Here is a 17,638-nt window from a genome sequence, read left to right as displayed (position 1 = left end):
TGGAGAAATGACTAATGGCTGCACCAACTAAGGGACCCCGCCTCGGCGGTGGACCGGCGCACGAGCGCCTCATGCTTGCGAACCTCGCGGCTGCCCTGTTCACCCACAAGAGCATCAAGACGACCGAGACGAAGGCCAAGCGCATGCGCCCCCTCGTCGAGAGGCTCATTACGTTCGCCAAGCGTGGCGACCTCCACGCACGTCGTCGCGTGCTCGCGACTATCGGCGACAAGACCGTCGTGCACGAGCTGTTCACGGAGATCGCACCGCTGGTCGAGTTTCGTGAGGGAGGCTACACCCGCATCACGAAGCTCGGGTTCCGCAAGGGCGACAACGCCTCGATGGTGCAGATCGAGCTCGTACTCGAGCCGGTGACGCCGAAGCCGAAGTCGGCCAAGAAGTCCGCAAAGGCCGAGGAGCCCGTCGCCGAGGCACCGGTCGAGGATAAGTCGGCCGAGTCCGAGGTCGTCGAGTCCGAAGTCGTCGAGTCGGACGCGCAGGAAGAGGCCGTCAACGCGGAGACCGCCGAGGTCATCGCTGAGGCGCCCGCTGCTGCGGAAGCGCCTGCTGCGGAAGCAGACGCCAAGAAGTAGCTTCAGACCGCCTGATGGCCCCGCCTTTCGGAGGGGCCATCGGGCGTTAACTCGCGCGGATGGCACAGCGCAGGATGACTCCGGCGAGTACCGTGGAACTATGGCTAGCGAGGCGGTAATCCTGTCCGTGCCCGGACCCCACGGGGTGCGGCAGATGCGTGTCTCGAGCCCGACGCGGGTGCTCTGGCCTGACTCGGGCATCACGAAACTTGACCTCGCCCGCTACATGGTGGAGGTCGGTGCCGCCTTCGTGGGGGCGAACGGTGACCGGCCGATTTCTCTCCAGCGTTTCGCTGAGGGTATCGACGGGGAGCAGTTCTTTTCGAAGAACCCACCTAAGGGAGCGCCGGACTTCGTGCGCGCGGTGCCGGTGGTCTATCCGAGTGGCCGATCGCATCCGCAGCTCGTGATCGACGAACCGGCCGCAGCCGTCTGGGCTGTGCAGATGAATACGATCGTCTTTCATCCGTGGCCGTCCCGGGCGGAGAACACCGACAATCCTGATCAGTTGCGCATCGACCTCGACCCGCAGCCCGGTACCGACTTCGATGACGCCATCCCCGCGGCAATTGAGCTGCGTGCTGTGCTCGCTGAAGTGGGCCTCGATGCCTTCGTTAAGACCTCCGGCAACCGAGGCCTGCATGTCTTCGCACCGATCGAGCCGACACGTGAGTTCCTCGACGTGCGGCACGCGGTGATCGCCGCGGCGCGCGAACTCGAGCGACGGATGCCGAGGGAGGTCACAACAGCCTGGTGGAAGGAAGAGCGCGGCGCGCGCATCTTCATTGACTTCAACCAGGCCAACCGGGACCGCACGATGGCTGGCGCCTACAGCCCGCGAGCGATCGCCCACGCTCCGGTTTCGTGCCCGATTGAGTGGAGTGAGCTCGAGACTGTGGATCCACGATTGCTCACTGTGCTGACGGTGCCGGCCCGATTGGCCAGCACGGGAGACCCCTGGCAGCGGATGGGGGAGAAGCCTGGCACAATCGACCAGCTGTGTGGCTGGTGGGAACGGGATCTCGCAAACGGACTCGGCGAGCTGCCCTTCCCGCCGGACTTCCCGAAGATGCCGGGGGAGCCGCCCCGAGTGCAGCCCAGCCGCGCAAAGCATCCGGAGCAGCCGAGTTCCTAATCGATTCCCTTGAACGCTACAGAGGCGTACGCGCGATGCCGAAGTGGTTGGGCCCTCGGGCGGGCGGCTGGTCGGCGAGCCGCTGCAACGCATCCGTCACGGCGCGCACGTAGATGAGGCCACCGGCCGGACCGGGATGGATCTGGTCCCTGGCGAGAAGATCGAGCCGCGTCGAGATGTCTTGCTGCCAGTTGGCGAGTTCGACCGAGCGATATTGCTGAGCGAAGCGGGTAAGGGTGTCGTTGACACCGTCTGTCCAGCCTCGCGGAGCCTGCACACTCACGACAACGATCTCGTGCCGGGGGCCGACGATCGACCGGATCTGGTCGAGGGATTGCCGATCGATTGGCCCGTTGGTGCCGAGGCCGATAAGGAGCACCGGCCGCAGTGTGCCAGAGTCGTGCATCTCCCGCACGATCGCCGGGGCCGAGGACAGCTGTCGGGAGACTACGGCATCGATCTGGATCCCGGGAAAGCCCGCCTGCAGCTCTGGAGCAGAGGCCAGCATGACCGAGTCGCCGATGGCGTCGATCTGGTCTCCCCCTGGCACAGCAGCTGAGCCTGGCACAGTGGCCGGGCCCGGCGACGGCGTACCGGTTGCCGCGGTGGTCGACGGCTTCGGGCCGGACGGCAGCACCGATTCACGACCGTGCGTGATCGCCGCCTGCGCATCGGTCATACCCGGGTCGACCACTATTGCCCGTCCCGTCGCACCGGAGAGCGTCACAATAAGCGCGATCGCTGAACCGATCGCGCCGATGCGCTGTCGGGAGCGCGGTCGACTGCCGATCCATCGACTCACGGTTGCGCGAAATCCGTCACGGCAGATCGGATGCTCGATGAATCGGTAGGAGGCTCCCGCGAAGATGACCGTGATCGTCAGCGCGATACTGCCGAGCATCCACTCGGTCCCGGGCGGCGGGGGCGTCGGCAGGGCGTCGGTTACCAACACGAAAACGGGCCAGTGCCACAGATAAAGGCCGTACGAGCGCGCACCGATCCAGCGGAGTGGGCTCCAATCGAGCACCGCACCCACGCGTGACCCGCTGATGATTGCGCCCGCGATCGCCACCACGCTGAGCATCGCCACGAGCGCGAGGCCACCGCGGTAGACGAAGGGGTTATCCGCCGGAAGTGTGATTACGAGAGCGACGATTCCGAGCACGGCGATCACAGCGATCGCGGGCAGTGAGCGTCGCGCCAATCGACCAGTGCTCGCGGGCCAGTCCCGGTGGAGGATCGCAAGAGCAGCTCCGATCGCGAGCCCAAAACTATGGGTGTCACTGCCGAAATAGACCCGAGAGGGGTCTCCCGATCCGGCGAGAACGGCCATCGCCACGGCCGAGCCTGCTGCGATTGCCAGCACGATGAAAACGCGCGCTTGGCGCAGGCGCACCGCGAGCACAACAAGTATCACGAACGGCCAGGCCAAATAGAACTGCTCCTCGACTGCGAGCGACCAGAGATTGCGGAAAAGCTCCGGAGTTGTTTCGTCGAAGTAGCTCTGGGTGGCGGCGATAGACAGCCAGTTGCTGCTGAAGGTTGCGGCACCGAGTACCTGGCGCCCCAGGTGCACGAGCGGATTGCCGCCGACCACCAGCGCCGCGGAGGCCGACACCACCACCACGAGCACAAGAGCCGGCAGAAGTCGGCGAGCGCGCCGCATCCAGAATCCGCCAATTCGGATGCGACCGCTCGAGTCCTTTTCTCGGATCAGGAGTCCGGTGATCAGGAATCCGCTGATCACGAAAAACACGTCGACACCGAGATAACCGCCGGGAAGGATGCCGGGACCGAGGTGGTAGAGGATCACCGCCCCCACCGCGATGGCGCGAAGGCCGTCCAGCCCGGCAAGGCGGGACGATCGCGGCGCGCTCTCGGCCGGCGTCCGAGCAGGCATCGGAGCGGGAGTGTCACAAACGGTAGGAGTGAAAGTCATAAGGAGACCACTCGAGTTTCGTCGCGACCGAGCGGGAGGTCAACTCCACCGGTGGTCGCGCCACTGGTTATTGGTATGGGTCTTCGCCTCAGGCTGCCCGATCTAGACTCTCCGATGTGGACGTCGAGAATCAGCATGGCGCGAACGTGGATGGGGCATCTCCGGACATGTCGGGACCAGCGCCCGGCACCACCCGCATTCGCCTCGACCTCGCCTACGACGGCGGTAGATTCCTCGGCTGGTCGTCGCAACCGGGGTTGCGCACGGTGCAGGGCGAGCTCGAATCAGCGCTCGCGATCATCTTTGGCAGGCACGGTCCGGTCTCGCCGCTCACCGTCGCGGGTCGCACCGATGCCGGGGTGCACGCCACCGGACAGGTGGCCCATCTCGATGTCACCGCCGCCCAGCTCGGCGTGCTGTCCCGTCCCCGCGGCAAGACCCCTCCGCTCGCTCCTGGCGCACGCTTCGACGGTCCGCGTGCCCTGGGGCGACGACTCAATGGCATCGCCGGACTCAACGCCGATATTTTCGTGTCGCGCGGTTCCTTCGCTCCCGACGGCTTCGACGCCCGGTTCTCCGCGACCTGGCGGCGGTACCAGTATCGAGTGGCGGATGCCTCTGCGCCCCGCAACCCGCTGCTGCGGGGCCACACCCTGTGGTATCCGGCCGTGCTCGATCTCGACCGAATGAACCAGGCCGCTCACGACCTTCTCGGCCTTCACGACTGGGCATCGTTTTGCAAGCCCCGCGAGGGGGCCACCACCGTGCGGAGCCTCGAGCTCTTCCGCTGGACACGCGCCGATGACGGAGTGTTGACCGCAGAGGTTCGCGCCGACGCGTTCTGCCACAGCATGGTGCGCTCGCTCGTCGGGGCGACCATAGCGGTCGGTGAATCCAAGCTCGATACCGATCGTCTCGTCGAGCTTCGCGATGAACTCGACCGACCGAGCGACTTTAAGGTGCTCCCGGCCAAAGGTCTTACGCTTATCGAAGTGGGATACCCCCCGGATGCCGAGATGGCCGCGCGCGCGCAAACGACACGTAATCGGCGGCCGGTGGGTGGCGCATCCGCTTCGGCCGACGAACCAACGCCGGGCAGTTTGACCGAAGCGGCGCGCACAGACTATCATTGACCCCTGGTGCCTGCGACCTGTAACCGGGCATCACGAACTTGAGCCCTCCACCGGCAGCGTTCGCGGCGACATCGTCTCGCGAACATCCATCGGAGTGGGATTCACGAACACCTCATTTCGACACAAGAAAGCAGTATCACTGTGACGCGCACTTTCTCACCCAAGCCCGAAGATGTCCAGCGTGACTGGGTCATCATCGACGCGACCGATATCGTCCTCGGACGACTGGCAACCCATGCGGCGGTCCTGCTGCGCGGCAAGCACAAACCGACTTTCGCCCCCCACATGGACATGGGTGACTTCGTCATCATCATCAATGCGGAGAAGGTCGCTCTCACCGGCTCGAAGCTCGCCCAGAAGCGTGCGTACCGCCACTCCGGGTACCCGGGCGGCCTCAGTTCGATGACGTACATCGAAATGCTGGAGAAGCACCCGACGCGCGCTGTGGAGAAGGCCGTCCGCGGCATGCTGCCGAAGAACTCGATCGGCCGGGCCCAGCTCACCAAGCTCAAGGTCTACGCCGGCGCCGAGCACCCCCACGCTGCCCAGCAGCCCAAGACCTACACCCTCGGCCAGGTCGCGCAGTAGCGCGCGCCAACAAAACTTAAGGATCCCAAGACATCATGGCGAAGATCGAAGATTCACTCGACGAGACAGTTCTCGAAAGCTACTCAACCGAGACCACTCCTGCGGCCGAAACCAAAGCACCCCGTGCCGTGCTCAACGTTCCCGGTGCAGCCGTCGGCCGGCGCAAGCAGGCTATCGCCCGCGTGCGTATTGCGCCCGGATCCGGCACCATCACGGTGAACGGCCGCACCCTCGAGGACTACTTCCCGAACAAGCTTCACCAGCAGCTCATCAACGACCCGTTCAAGATCCTTGATCTTCTCGGCAGCTACGACGTGATCGCTCGCATCACCGGCGGTGGCCCCTCCGGCCAGGCTGGCGCGCTGCGACTCGGTATCTCTCGCTCGCTGAACCAGATCGACGAGGAGAACAACCGCGCAGCCCTCAAGAAGGCCGGATTCCTCAGCCGTGACGCTCGCGTCAAGGAGCGCAAGAAGGCCGGACTCAAGAAGGCGCGCAAGGCTCCCCAGTTCTCCAAGCGCTAACGCGCGCCAGCTGATCGGGTTCTATGCCTCGCCTCTTCGGCACCGATGGCGTTCGGGGCCTCGCGAACGATGTCATCACGGTGGAAGTCGCCGTCGGGCTGGCCCAAGCGGCATCCGTTGTGCTCGGCAAAGGGCGATTTGCTGATGGTCGTCGCGCCTCCGGACGTCGGCCGGTCGGTGTTGTCGCTCGAGATCCTCGCGTCTCGGGTGAGTTCATCGCCGCGGCGGTCATGGCGGGTTTTGCAAGCTCCGGCGTGGATGTCCTCGACGCCGGAATCATTCCGACTCCGGCAGCCGCATTCTTGATCGCGGACGTGAAAGCCGACTTCGGGGTAGTGATCTCGGCATCACACAACGCGGCGCCCGACAACGGCATCAAGTTCTTCGCTGTCGGCGGCACCAAGTTGCCCGACGAGGTCGAAGATCGCATCGAGGCCGCTCTCGGTGAGAAAAAACTCGCTCCGACCGGTGTCGAAGTTGGTCGCATCCGGCGTTTCGCGGACGCCGAGGACCGCTATGTCGTGCATCTCCTCTCGACGCTCCCGCACCGGCTCGAAGGCATCCATGTGGTGCTCGACTGCGCCAATGGCGCGGCCGCCGGGATCTCGCCGGAGGTCTTCACGGATGCTGGTGCCACCGTCACCGTGATCGGCTCAGATCCCGATGGCTACAACATCAATGACGGCGTCGGTTCGACCCACCTCGATGTGCTCGCCGCTGCTGTACTCGAGCACGGTGCCGACGTCGGTATCGCCCACGACGGCGATGCCGACCGTTGCCTCGCGGTGGATCATCTCGGGCGGATCGTGGATGGCGACCAGATCATGGCGATCCTCGCGGTCTCGATGAAGGAACGCGGTCTCCTCACCCGCGACACCCTCGTGGCGACGGTGATGTCGAACCTCGGCCTGAAGGTCGCGATGGCGGAGCATGGCATCACCCTCCTGCAGACCGCAGTGGGTGACCGTTACGTGCTCGAGGCACTCAACGAGAAGAAGTTGAGCCTGGGGGGCGAGCAGTCCGGTCACGTGATCATGAGCCAGTTCGCGACGACGGGCGACGGCATCCTCACCGGGCTTCACGTGCTGGCCGAGATGGCTCGCACCGGCAAGTCGCTCGCTGAACTTGCGGCGGTGATGACGGTCTACCCCCAAGTCATGATCAACGTGCGGGATGTCGACCACCATGCGCTCGCGTCGAATGTTGTAATCGCCGCCGCAGTGATCGCCGCGGAGGAGCGACTCCGAGAGTCCGGCCGGGTTCTGCTGCGCAAATCCGGCACCGAACCGATGGTTCGCGTGATGGTCGAGGCCGAGGACCAGTCCACGGCCGAGGAGATCGCCGAATCGCTCGCCGATGTGGTTCGCGCCCAGCTCACGCGCTGATCTCCGCTCCGGGATTGCCTGGATCAGAGCTTGCGGAGAAGCACGCTGTTGACGGCGTGATCCGATCCCTTTCGTAGCACCAGGTCGGCGCGAGATCGCGTTGGCAACACATTCTGCAGCAGGTTCGGCTCGTTGATGCGTTTCCAGATCTCGTTCGCGCGGGTCGCCGCTTCCTCGTTGCTCAGGCTCGCGAACCGGTGGAAGTACGACTTGGGGTTCATGAAGGCGCCCTGCTGGAGCTTGAGGAATCGCTCCTCGTACCAGCGGGCGATGTCGGCGGTGCGGGCGTCCACGTACACGGTGAAGTCGAAGAGATCGCTGATGGCGAGTCCGTGGCCGGACGAGGGCGGCTGCAAGACGTTGAGACCCTCGACAATCAGGATGTCAGGGCGTCGCACCACGATCTCAGCGTCGTGAATGATGTCGTAGCTGAGGTGTGAGTAGAACGGAGCGCGAACTTCCTCCGCGCCACTCTTCACCTTTGTCACGAATCGGAGCAGAGCTCGTCGGTCGTATGATTCCGGGAACCCCTTGCGCTCCATGAGTCCGCGTCGCTCGAGCTCGGCATTCGGCAACAGGAATCCGTCGGTTGTGACGAGCTCGACGCGAGGAGTGTGTTCCCACCGGGACAGGAGTTCCCGCAGTATTCGGGCACTCGTCGACTTGCCGACCGCGACGGATCCCGCGACGCCGATGACGAAGGGAGTGGCAGGGGAATCATGACCAAGAAAACGGCTCGTGTCGCGGTGGAGCTGTCGCGCGCCCACCGCATACAGGCTGATGAGTTTGCTGAGGGGGAGGTAGACATCCGTCACCTCGCTGAGGTCGAGGCGGTCGCCAAGGCCGCGGAGCCCCACGATCTCGGTCGGGGAGAGGGGATTCTCGGTGGTGGGTGCGAGTGCCGCCCAGTCGGCGCGATCAATCTCGACGAAGGGAGTCAAGTGGGCGGGCGTCGAGTGGGCCGCGGTCGAATGGGCCTTGTCGGACATAAGAATTCAGGCTACCGGAGACGCGAGCGCACGATGTCCGGAGAGGGGTTCGGCGGGCGTGCCGTAAAGTCGGACCCATGTGTGGAATCGTGGGCTACGTCGGCAGTAACCAGAGCATCGAAGTACTCCTGGGAGGGTTGCGTCGACTCGAATACCGTGGCTATGACTCCGCCGGCATCGCGGTGATCGACCCCGAGGGCGTGCTGCACACGCGTAAGCGGGCCGGCAAGCTGCAGGTGCTCATCGACGATCTCGACGGTCTCGAGCTGGCGAATGGCGCGACCGGGATCGGGCACACCCGCTGGGCGACCCACGGTGGTCCCAACGACCAGAACGCGCATCCACACCTGGGGGATGACGGCAAGCTCGCGCTCATCCACAACGGCATCATCGAAAACTTCGCCGAGCTCAAAGCCGAGCTGCTGGCATCCCACCCGGACACCGTCTTCACCAGCGAGACCGACACCGAGGTCGCTGCGCTGCTTCTAGGTCTCGAATACCAGAGGACCGGCGACCTCGCCTTCGCCCTGCGCAACGTCGTCGACCGGCTGCACGGTGCCTTCACCCTTCTCGTGCTGCACAAGGACCAGCCGGGTGTCGTCGTCGGAGCCCGCCGCAACTCTCCGCTCGTTATCGGGCTCGGCGATGGGGAGAACTTTCTGGGTTCGGATGTCGCGGCTTTCGTCGAGCACACTCGCCGCGCCATGGCCATCGGCCAGGACCAGCTCGTGACCATCACGGCCGACAGTGTCACCGTCACCGACTTCCTGGGCAACCCGGTCGAGACCGAGGAGTTCGAGATCGCCTGGGATGCCTCGGCGGCCGAAAAGGGTGGATGGTCGAGCTTCATGGCCAAGGAGATCAGCGAGGAACCCGAGGCGATCGCTAAGACGCTGCTCGGCCGCATCACGGAGGGGGTCGTGCGCTTGCACGAGCTCGACAGCCTCGGCGACGACGCCCTCCGGGACATCGACCGGATCGTGGTCCTCGGCTGCGGCACCGCCAACTACTCCGGCATGCTCGGCAAGTACGCGATCGAGAAGTGGGCCCGCATCCCCGTCGAGGTCGAACTCTCGCATGAGTTCCGCTATCGCGACCCCGTAATCGACGCCCGAACCCTCGTCGTGTCGATCAGCCAGTCCGGGGAGACCATGGACACCCTCATGGCCGTCAAGTACGCGGTGGCGGCCGGCGCGAAGACGCTCTCGATCTGCAACACGCAGGGAGCCACCATCGCCCGTGAATCCGACGCGGTGATCTACACGCACGCCGGGCCAGAGGTGGCCGTGGCATCCACCAAGGCCTTCGTCGCCCAGGTCGCCGCGCTCTACCTGTTTGGCCTCCACCTGGCCAGAGTGCGTCACACGCTCTCCCCAGTGGAGATCGCCGATCTCCTCGGCGAGCTCGAGGCCCTGCCCGACCAGCTCGCGACCGTGCTGGAACAGCACGACGCCATCACACAGCTCGCGGGCTGGATGACGGACACGCGCTCTGTGCTGTTCCTCGGTCGGCATGCCGGATACCCGGTCGCTCTCGAGGGTGCGCTCAAGCTCAAGGAGCTGGCCTACATCCACGCCGAGGGTTTCGCCGCAGGCGAGCTCAAGCACGGTCCGATCGCGCTCATCGAGCCGGGACAGCCGGTCTTCGTGATCGTGCCGAGCCCGCGGGCAAAGGATTCGCTGCATCCAAAGGTCGTCTCCAACATCCAGGAGATCCGTGCTCGTGGTGCCCGCATCCTTGCAATTGCCGAGGAGGGGGATGTCTCGGTGCTGCCCTACGCCGACACCGTGATCCGCATCCCGCTCGCCTCTACACTGTTCGAGCCCCTGCTGGCGGTAGCGCCCCTGCAGATATTTGCCATGGAACTCGCCGCAGCGAAGGGCCTCGACGTCGACCAGCCGCGCAATCTGGCCAAGTCGGTCACGGTCGAGTAGCACGGTCGACTAGCGGTCGGAGAGCTCCGAAATGATCATCGGCATTGGCGTGGATGTCGTCGATCTCGCTCGGTTCGAGCGGGCGACGTCGCGTACACCGGGCGTTCTCACTCGCCTGTTCGCCGACAGCGAACAGTGGGACGGGGACGCAAGAAGATCTCTCAGTTCTCTCGCCGCGCGGTTCGCGGCGAAGGAGGCCGTGATCAAAGCGATCGGCGATTCTACCGGCGTGCGCTGGCACGACATGGCAGTGGTGTCCGATGGTTTGCGCAACCCGTCGATCGAGGTCTACAACGCCCTCGCCGACATCGTCGCCGCGCGGGGGATCACCTCGATCCACCTATCGGTCAGTCACGATGCGGGAATTGCAATCGCCTACGTGATCGCCGAGGGCCATGGCGTGTCCAACACCGGAGAAGTGGAATGACCAGGCCGCTCCGCGAGGCGCGGGTGGATCTCGATGCGGTGGCCCACAACATCCATGCGCTGCGTGGATACATCGGGGATGCCAAGCTCATGATCGTCGTCAAGTCCCGTGCCTACGGGCATGGTGCCGTTCCGATCGCACGCGCCGCCGTCGCCGCGGGCGCGGACTGGCTCGGTGTCGTGGATATCCCGGAGGCGCTCGAGCTGCGCGCCGCCGGGATCAGCGCCCCGATCCTCGCGTGGCTGCACGGTGCCGAGGCAGATTTCGACCTCGCAATTGCCGCCGAAATCGATCTGGGAATTCACTATCGCGAGCAACTTGATCGGGTGGCAGCTGCCCCGGGAGTGGCCTCCGTGCAGCTCAAGGTAGACACCGGGCTCGGTCGCAACGGCGCCGCAGAATCGGACTGGCCTGCCCTCTTCGCCTCCGCGGTCGAGCATGAGCGTGCCGGGCGAGTCCGGGTGCGCGGACTGTGGAGCCATCTTGCTAACGCGGGGCCGGAACACGACCTCGCCCAGGTGGCGGCCTACGAGCGGGCAATCACCGAGGCTCGCGCGGCGGGACTCGACCCCGAGCTATTGCACCTCGCGTCGACGGCCGGAGCGCTTCGCGTGCCGTCAGCGCGGTTCGCCCTGGTGCGAATCGGCATCGGGAGCTACGGACTGTCGCCGTTCGACGATGTGACGTCGGCCGACCTCGGCCTGCGCCCCGCGCTCGAGCTCAGCGCCGGGATCGTCTCCGTGAAACGCGCGACCGCAGGGAGCGGTGTCTCCTACGGCTACGACTATCGCACCGGCGCCGAGACGACTCTCGCTCTCGTACCCCTTGGATACGGCGACGGTATTCCGCGCCAGGCCTCTGGACGCGGTCCGGTGTCGATCAATGGCCAGCGCTATCGGGTGGCCGGGCGGGTGGCCATGGACCAGTTCGTCGTCGACGTCGGCGACGACGACGTTGCCGTGGGCGACCGGGCCATATTGTTCGGTGATCCATCGGCCGGAGCACCCTCGGCGGATGATTGGGCGCGGGCCGCCGACACCATCAACTACGAGATCGTCACGCGACTCGGCGGCAGGATCGAGTGGACCTATGCAGCTCGAGATTGATACCCCGGAACGCATGGCCGAGCTCGGGGCGCGAATCGCCCGGGAGCTGAGGGCGGGCGATCTCGTGGCACTCAATGGCGAGCTGGGAGCGGGTAAGACGACCTTCACCCGCGGACTCGGGGGCCAACTCGGGGTGCGCGGATCGGTGACGAGCCCCACTTTCGTGCTCGCCCGCACCCATCGCCGCATCGGTGGCGGTGCACCGCTTGTGCACGTGGACGCCTACCGACTCGGCAGCTCGGCGGAGCTCGACGATCTCGACATCGACTGGTCGGCGTCGATCGTGGTGGTCGAATGGGCGGCCGGAATGCTCGACGGAGTTGCCGAACACTGGATCGAGATCGATATCCGGCGACCGACGGGCGCGGGCGCCGTAATCGCCGACGGGGAGGAACCGGTTGAGCCGCGATTCGTCTCCATCACCGGCCATGGCTCACGCTGGCGCGACCTTAGGCTGGACTGATGCTGCTCGCCATCGATACCTCCGCCGGCACCAGCGTTGCCGTCGTAGACCGGGACCGCGGTATTCTCTCCGAGATCAACGAATCCGACACCCGACGCCATGCCGAGGTGATCGGCGAGGCGATCCTCTTCGCGATCGAGCGATCCGGCATCTCGATTGACTCTCTCTCCGGGGTCACGGCCGGTATGGGCCCGGGACCGTTCACCGGGCTGCGCGTCGGGATCGCGGCGGCCCAGGCCTTCGCCTTCGGGGCATCCAAGCCACTGGTGCGGGTGGTGAGCCACGATGCTGTTGCCTGGGGGCACTACGCAACAGGCCACGTCGGCCCCGTTCTGGTGGTGACAGATGCCCGCCGGCGTGAGATCTATTTCTCGGCGTACTCCGGAGTGGACCCGGTAGGATTTCCGATTCGCCTGCAGGGGCCGGGCCTGTGCCGTCCCGCTGACCTGTCCGAGCAGGTCGCCGGCTATTCGCGCTACGAGCGGATCGACGCGGCGGAGGTGTCCGCGGCATCCGCCGGCCTGCTCGCCGAGGGGTTGTTCTTTCATCGGCGGGCCTTCGCCGGACCGGAGGCACTTTACCTGCGAGCGCCGGATGTCACGGTATCGGCCGGTCCAAAGCGGGTGAGTTGAGTGAGCTGGCAGCTTCGCACCGCCTCGACCGACGACCTCTTTGGCATCATGAAGATCGAGACCGGCACATTCGGCACCGACGCATGGTCGAGCGAGGCGATGCTCAGCGACCTGCGCAATCCGCAGTGCTATTACCTCGTCGCCGACCGCATCGGAATTCCCGGTGAACTTGACGGCTATGCCGGACTCTTCACTCCGAAGGGAGCGCTCGAGGGAGACATTCAGACCATCGCGGTGGCAGAGAGTGCCCGGCGCGGTGGACTTGGCCGTGCGCTCATGAACGCGCTCATCGGCGAGGCACGCAAACGAGGAGCGCGCGAGCTGTTCCTGGAGGTGCGCGCGGACAACCCGGGACCGAAGCGCCTCTATGAGACCCTGGGCTTTGAGGAGATCGCGGTTCGTGTGGGGTACTACCATCCGGACAACGTAGACGCCATTGTCATGCGGTTGGCAATGCAAGACCCCACGACCAGACCGGCGGTGGGTGGGTGAGCGCGGCGGTGACCGGCCCCCTCGTGCTCGGGATCGAGACCAGCTGCGACGAGACCGGTATCGGTATCGTGCGCGGCACGACACTGCTCGCCAACGTGATCGCATCGTCGATGGAAGAACACGCCAGGTACGGTGGCGTCGTCCCCGAGATTGCCGCCCGCGCGCATTTAGAGGCCCTCACGCCGGCCCTCACTGCTGCGCTCGCCGAGGCCAAGGTGACACTGGCTGAACTCGACGCCATCGCAGTGACGAGCGGACCGGGCCTCGCCGGGGCCCTCATGGTGGGCGTGGGTGCGGCCAAAGCCTTGTCCGTGGCTCTCGATAAGCCGCTGTATGCGATCAACCACCTCGTGGGTCATGTCGGTGCTGACGCGCTGCGCGACGACGGCACCGATATCGAACTGCCTACCATCGCCCTGCTGGTTTCGGGAGGGCATACTTCACTCCTGCTCGTGCGGGATCTGATCTCCGATGTGGAGTTGCTCGGGGAGACCATCGACGATGCGGCCGGCGAGGCCTTCGACAAGGTCGCGCGACTGCTGGGTCTTCCCTATCCCGGTGGACCGCAGATCGACCGGGTCGCCGTGGGCGGCGACCCGAAGGCAATCCGCTTCCCGCGCGGTCTCAGCCAGCCCAACGACCTGGCGAAGCATCGCTACGACTTCTCGTTCTCCGGACTCAAAACGGCGGTTGCGCGCTGGGTGGAGCAGAAACAGGATGCCGGTGAGCCGGTTCCGGTGGCGGATGTCGCGGCCAGCTTCCGCGAAGCGGTCACCGATGTGCTGCTCACGAAGGCCGTCGCGGCATGCAGTGACCTCGGTGTGCCTCGCCTGCTGCTCGGGGGAGGAGTCGTGGCCAACGCCCGTGTGCGCGAAGTTGCGGCCGAGCGCTGTGCAGCCGCCGGGATCGAACTCCGGATCCCCCCGCTCTCGCTCTGCACCGACAACGGGGCGATGATCGCGGCCATCGCAGCGCGGCTGATCGAGGCTGGCCACGGGCCATCCTCGCTCTCCTTCGGAGCCGACTCGACCCTGCCGGTCACGATTATCCAGGCCTGAACCAGCCGCGTGCGTTGTCTGTCTCGTTTGACACGGGGAGGCGACAATGAAATGCTGGGAAACGCCTGATACTGGCACGTTCTTCGAAGGAGCATCCCATGACCAACCCCGACAACGGCGCCGTGCCGCCCGTTCCGCCGCCAGCCGAGTCTGTGACGCCCCCGCGTGCTGCTCCCGCGCCGCCGCCCGCACCCGGCTACACCCCTCCGACGACCGCCTATGCGCCGGCCGGGGGCCTCGCCCCCAAGAAGACCCTCAGCCTCATCGGCATGATCGCCGGAATCGTGGGCGTTGTGGCGTTCGGCTGGTTCATCCCTGCCTCGATCGCCGCCATCGTCCTCGGTTCGATGGGCAAGAAGCGTGAGGGTCTCCCCGCGAAGGGCTTCTGGCTCACCGCGATTATTACGGGTTGGGTGGGGGTCGGGCTTTCTATCCTGATTGTCGGAGGAACTATCCTCATTTTCGCGCTGAGCGCGGCGGCCGGTATGCGAAACTACTAGCCGACTCGCCGTTTCTACGGAACGCTGCCTCCAAAGACCCGCGCCAGAAGGCGCGGGTCTTTTTTGTCACCGGAAGGTGACGCGCTCGCAGAGCAGCGCCGCGTGTCGCCCCGCAACGCGGGTCAGTACGAGCGTCGCCGACTCGGGACCACGCAGCGAGAGCTTCTTGCGGAAGGCCGCAGGGTCGACATCCACCCCGCGCTTCTTGATCTCGAGAGACCCGATGCCGCGGGCCGCCAACTCTCTCTTCACCCGACGCTCGTCGAGCGGAAAAGTCTCGATCACCCGGAAGCAGGCGGCGAACGGCGTCTCGAGAGCCGTATCGGAGGTGAGGTAGGCAATGCCGTCGCTGAGCATGGTTGCGCCGATACGCCGGCCGAGGTCCCCGATCAGGCGGGAGCGGATGACGGCACCATCGGGTTCGTACAGGAAGCCGCCCAGCGTGCCGGTCTCGACATCCGCACTGTCCTCGCTCGAGGAGAGCTCCGCCGTGCCGTGCTCGCCGAGCACGAGAGCGGACCGGCGGATGCCCGGCCGGGCGAGCGCGCCGAACCAGAGCCCGAGCTCGACGACGTCACGATCGACCGATACCCACTGGGCTTCGGCGCCCGCGGGGATGAGGTTGCGGTCGATGCCGGGGCCGAGCTTGATGCCGGTGGGGAGTCGGTCGCCGATATCGAAGGCGGTCTCGAGCGTCGGCGAATAGTCCGCGGGGTCGGAGAGGCGCGAGGTGTTCTGGTGACCCGCCGTTCGGCGGGCGGGATCCAGATAGACCCCGTCGAAACCCTCGAGGTCGAAGGCGGTGACGTCGGCGTGCACGACGATCGCATTCGGCCAGAGGGCGAGGTTGTAGGCGGCGATCGCGGCGGTCACCTCGTCGAGTTCGACGGCCGTCACCTCGAGATCCAAGGATGCGAAGGCGAGCGCGTCGCCGCCGATCCCGCACCCCAGGTCGGCGATGCGGCTGAGCCCGGCCGACTGGAAGCGTCCGGCGTGGAGGGCCGCAACCCGCAGCCGGGTCGCCTGTTCCAGCCCGGCCTCGGTAAAAAGCATCCGCTCGGCGAATGGGCCGAACTTTCCGACCGCTTTCGCCCGGAGCTTCGACTGGCTCAGCACCGCGGCCACGAGTCCGGGGGAGTGACCGGCCCGACGAAGCTCGTTCACGGTCTTGAGCACGTCTGAGCTCGACTGCCACGGAGGCAACGAAGCGAGGAGTCTCAGGCCGTCGCCGGACAGCAGTTCGACGAGCTCGGAGGATTCCATCGCCCCACCGTACCAAGCCGCCGATTGGCACTCACCTTGCAGGAGTGCTAACGCGCGGCTAAGCTACATCTGGCACTCTCCACAGGAGGGTGCTAACCCTCCAGATTTCGAAGTTCTCCAAGAAAGAGGTCAACCGTGGCAGTGTCCATCAAGCCGCTCGAAGATCGCATTGTCATCAAGCAGGTCGAAGCCGAGCAGACCACTGCCTCCGGTCTCGTCATCCCGGACACCGCGAAGGAGAAGCCCCAGGAGGGCGAGGTCGTCGCGGTAGGACCCGGTCGCATCGACGACAACGGTAACCGCATCCCGCTCGACATCGCCGTTGGCGACAAGGTCATCTACTCCAAGTACGGCGGAACCGAGGTGAAGTACGGCGGGGAAGACCTGCTGGTGCTGTCGGCTCGCGATGTTCTCGCGGTCGTCGTTCACTAATCAGTCTCCTGTCGAAGGGCCCGTTCCGATTTCCTCGGAACGGGCCCTTCGTCTTTCGGGGGCGGCTTTGTGCCGTAACATCCCCATGATGTCCAGCTCCAGAAACCCCGAACAGTCGACGGAACGATCGGGTGTCGTGATGGCCGTGGCTGCCTACGCGCTCTGGGGCATCCTTCCGCTCTACTTCCTGCTGCTTCAGCCGTCCGGCGCGTTTGAGATCGTCGCCCTGCGCATCCTCTTCTCGCTGGTGTTCTGCGGAATCATCATCACTGTCACCCGCCAATGGCGCGCGCTGGTCACGCTTCTGCGGCGGCCGCGCATCGTCTTCACGATGGGTCTCGCCGCGGTCTTCATCTACGTCAACTGGCAGGTTTACGTCTTCGCGACCCTGGACGGCAAGGTGATCGAGGCGTCGCTCGGTTATTTCATCAACCCCATCGTCACCGTGCTGCTCGGCGTCATCTTCCTGCACGAGCGGCTGCGGATGGCCCAGTGGATCGCCGTCGGCACGAGCCTCGTGGCGGTTGTGGTGCTTGCCTTCAACTACGGGGCGCTGCCATGGATTTCCCTCGTTCTCGCCTTCTCGTTCGGGTTATACGGCCTGATCAAGAAGCGAGTCGGACCTGAAGTGGGTGCCGTGAGCGGGCTCACCCTCGAGACGGTCTGGTTGACGCCCGTCGCGATCGTGCAGCTGGCTGTAGTCGGCGCGAGCGCCGGGCTCACTTTCGGAACGGTGAGCGTCGCGCACACTGTGCTGTTGATCAGCGCGGGCGTGGTGACCGCCGTTCCGCTGCTTCTCTTCGCGGCCGCTGCGCGGCGACTTCCCCTCGTCTATCTCGGACTCATCCAGTACTTTGCCCCGGTGCTCCAATTCATCGTGGGGGCATTCGTACTCGACGAGACGATGCCCCCGGCCCGCTGGATCGGCTTTGGGCTGGTCTGGGTGGCGCTCGCGATTCTCAGCGTGGATGTCTTGGTCTCCGGGCGTCGCTTCCGTCGCGCCTTACCTCCGGCTCGCTGACCGAACTGTAGGGTTCGAAAATAC

General features: G+C 65.4%; 19 protein-coding genes. 16 read left to right on the top strand and 3 right to left on the bottom strand.

From position 1 onward, the window contains the following. The first annotated feature begins 14 nt into the window (after positions 1-14). Both rplQ and ligD read left to right on the top strand, forming a co-directional pair. Positions 15-593 (top strand): 50S ribosomal protein L17, encoded by a 579-nt coding sequence (gene rplQ / locus RCH11_RS07455; RefSeq protein WP_327056365.1) that lies wholly within the window; start codon positions 15-17, stop codon positions 591-593. Positions 594-693: 100 nt separating this feature from the next. Continuing rightward, complete coding sequence (ligD, locus tag RCH11_RS07450; protein ID WP_327056364.1) at positions 694-1,728, top strand: non-homologous end-joining DNA ligase; 1,035 nt, start codon at positions 694-696, stop codon at positions 1,726-1,728. Between the two features lie 16 nt (positions 1,729-1,744). Here ligD and RCH11_RS07445 read toward each other — a convergent pair whose 3' ends face one another. Beyond that, on the bottom strand, positions 1,745-3,628 hold the full coding sequence (locus RCH11_RS07445) for an acyltransferase family protein (RefSeq protein ID WP_327056363.1): 1,884 nt from the start codon (positions 3,626-3,628) through the stop codon (positions 1,745-1,747). Positions 3,629-3,834: 206 nt separating this feature from the next. Between RCH11_RS07445 and RCH11_RS07440 the strand changes: the two genes are divergently transcribed. The 4 genes from RCH11_RS07440 (at position 3,835) to glmM (ending at position 7,297) form a co-directional block, all read left to right on the top strand. After that, a complete protein-coding gene (locus RCH11_RS07440; protein WP_327056545.1) occupies positions 3,835-4,800 on the top strand; it encodes a tRNA pseudouridine synthase A in 966 nt (321 codons plus the stop codon). Between the two features lie 141 nt (positions 4,801-4,941). Next, positions 4,942-5,388, top strand: coding sequence for a 50S ribosomal protein L13 (gene rplM, locus RCH11_RS07435; protein WP_327056362.1), 447 nt, complete (start codon positions 4,942-4,944; stop codon positions 5,386-5,388). A gap of 35 nt (positions 5,389-5,423) precedes the next feature. Continuing rightward, positions 5,424-5,912: a 30S ribosomal protein S9 gene (rpsI, locus tag RCH11_RS07430; RefSeq protein WP_327056361.1), complete on the top strand. Its 489-nt coding sequence runs from the start codon at positions 5,424-5,426 to the stop codon at positions 5,910-5,912. Positions 5,913-5,935: 23 nt separating this feature from the next. Next, positions 5,936-7,297, top strand: a complete 1,362-nt coding sequence (glmM, locus tag RCH11_RS07425) for a phosphoglucosamine mutase (protein ID WP_327056360.1) — start codon at positions 5,936-5,938, stop codon at positions 7,295-7,297. A gap of 23 nt (positions 7,298-7,320) precedes the next feature. Here the strand turns inward: glmM and coaA are convergent, their stop codons facing one another. Then, complete coding sequence (gene coaA, locus RCH11_RS07420) at positions 7,321-8,286, bottom strand: type I pantothenate kinase (protein WP_327056359.1); 966 nt, start codon at positions 8,284-8,286, stop codon at positions 7,321-7,323. Positions 8,287-8,363: 77 nt separating this feature from the next. On the opposite strand from coaA, the gene glmS reads away from it, so the two are divergent. The 8 genes from glmS (at position 8,364) to RCH11_RS07380 (ending at position 14,898) form a co-directional block, all read left to right on the top strand. Next, positions 8,364-10,220, top strand: coding sequence for a glutamine--fructose-6-phosphate transaminase (isomerizing) (gene glmS / locus RCH11_RS07415; RefSeq protein WP_327056358.1), 1,857 nt, complete (start codon positions 8,364-8,366; stop codon positions 10,218-10,220). 31 nt (positions 10,221-10,251) lie between these two features. Then, complete coding sequence (locus RCH11_RS07410) at positions 10,252-10,647, top strand: holo-ACP synthase (RefSeq protein WP_327056357.1); 396 nt, start codon at positions 10,252-10,254, stop codon at positions 10,645-10,647. Beyond that, positions 10,644-11,753, top strand: a complete 1,110-nt coding sequence (alr, locus tag RCH11_RS07405) for an alanine racemase (protein WP_327056356.1) — start codon at positions 10,644-10,646, stop codon at positions 11,751-11,753. The genes RCH11_RS07410 and alr overlap by 4 nt, the downstream gene beginning before the upstream one ends. Next, positions 11,737-12,216 (top strand): tRNA (adenosine(37)-N6)-threonylcarbamoyltransferase complex ATPase subunit type 1 TsaE, encoded by a 480-nt coding sequence (gene tsaE, locus RCH11_RS07400; protein WP_327056355.1) that lies wholly within the window; start codon positions 11,737-11,739, stop codon positions 12,214-12,216. Before alr ends, tsaE begins: the two co-directional genes overlap by 17 nt. Continuing rightward, positions 12,216-12,848, top strand: coding sequence for a tRNA (adenosine(37)-N6)-threonylcarbamoyltransferase complex dimerization subunit type 1 TsaB (gene tsaB, locus RCH11_RS07395; protein ID WP_327056354.1), 633 nt, complete (start codon positions 12,216-12,218; stop codon positions 12,846-12,848). The genes tsaE and tsaB overlap by 1 nt, the downstream gene beginning before the upstream one ends. Then, entirely contained in the window at positions 12,849-13,340 is a 492-nt protein-coding gene (rimI, locus tag RCH11_RS07390; protein WP_327056353.1) for a ribosomal protein S18-alanine N-acetyltransferase, read from the top strand. Then, positions 13,337-14,398, top strand: a complete 1,062-nt coding sequence (tsaD, locus tag RCH11_RS07385) for a tRNA (adenosine(37)-N6)-threonylcarbamoyltransferase complex transferase subunit TsaD (protein ID WP_327056352.1) — start codon at positions 13,337-13,339, stop codon at positions 14,396-14,398. The genes rimI and tsaD overlap by 4 nt, the downstream gene beginning before the upstream one ends. Positions 14,399-14,496: 98 nt before the next feature. Then, a complete protein-coding gene (locus RCH11_RS07380; RefSeq protein ID WP_327056351.1) occupies positions 14,497-14,898 on the top strand; it encodes a DUF4190 domain-containing protein in 402 nt (133 codons plus the stop codon). Positions 14,899-14,964: 66 nt separating this feature from the next. Here the strand turns inward: RCH11_RS07380 and RCH11_RS07375 are convergent, their stop codons facing one another. Further along, entirely contained in the window at positions 14,965-16,161 is a 1,197-nt protein-coding gene (locus tag RCH11_RS07375) for a class I SAM-dependent methyltransferase (protein ID WP_327056350.1), read from the bottom strand. 135 nt (positions 16,162-16,296) lie between these two features. On the opposite strand from RCH11_RS07375, the gene groES reads away from it, so the two are divergent. Beyond that, positions 16,297-16,593, top strand: coding sequence for a co-chaperone GroES (gene groES / locus RCH11_RS07370; protein WP_327056349.1), 297 nt, complete (start codon positions 16,297-16,299; stop codon positions 16,591-16,593). Positions 16,594-16,678: 85 nt separating this feature from the next. Beyond that, positions 16,679-17,614, top strand: a complete 936-nt coding sequence (gene rarD, locus RCH11_RS07365) for an EamA family transporter RarD (protein WP_327056348.1) — start codon at positions 16,679-16,681, stop codon at positions 17,612-17,614. Positions 17,615-17,638: the final 24 nt, after the last annotated feature.

The organism is Glaciihabitans sp. GrIS 2.15 (assembly GCF_035984695.1).
In the GTDB taxonomy this organism is placed as follows: domain Bacteria; phylum Actinomycetota; class Actinomycetes; order Actinomycetales; family Microbacteriaceae; genus Lacisediminihabitans.
The sequence above is the reverse complement of the archived record's forward strand: the minus strand, read 5'-3'. Positions and strand labels throughout refer to the sequence as shown.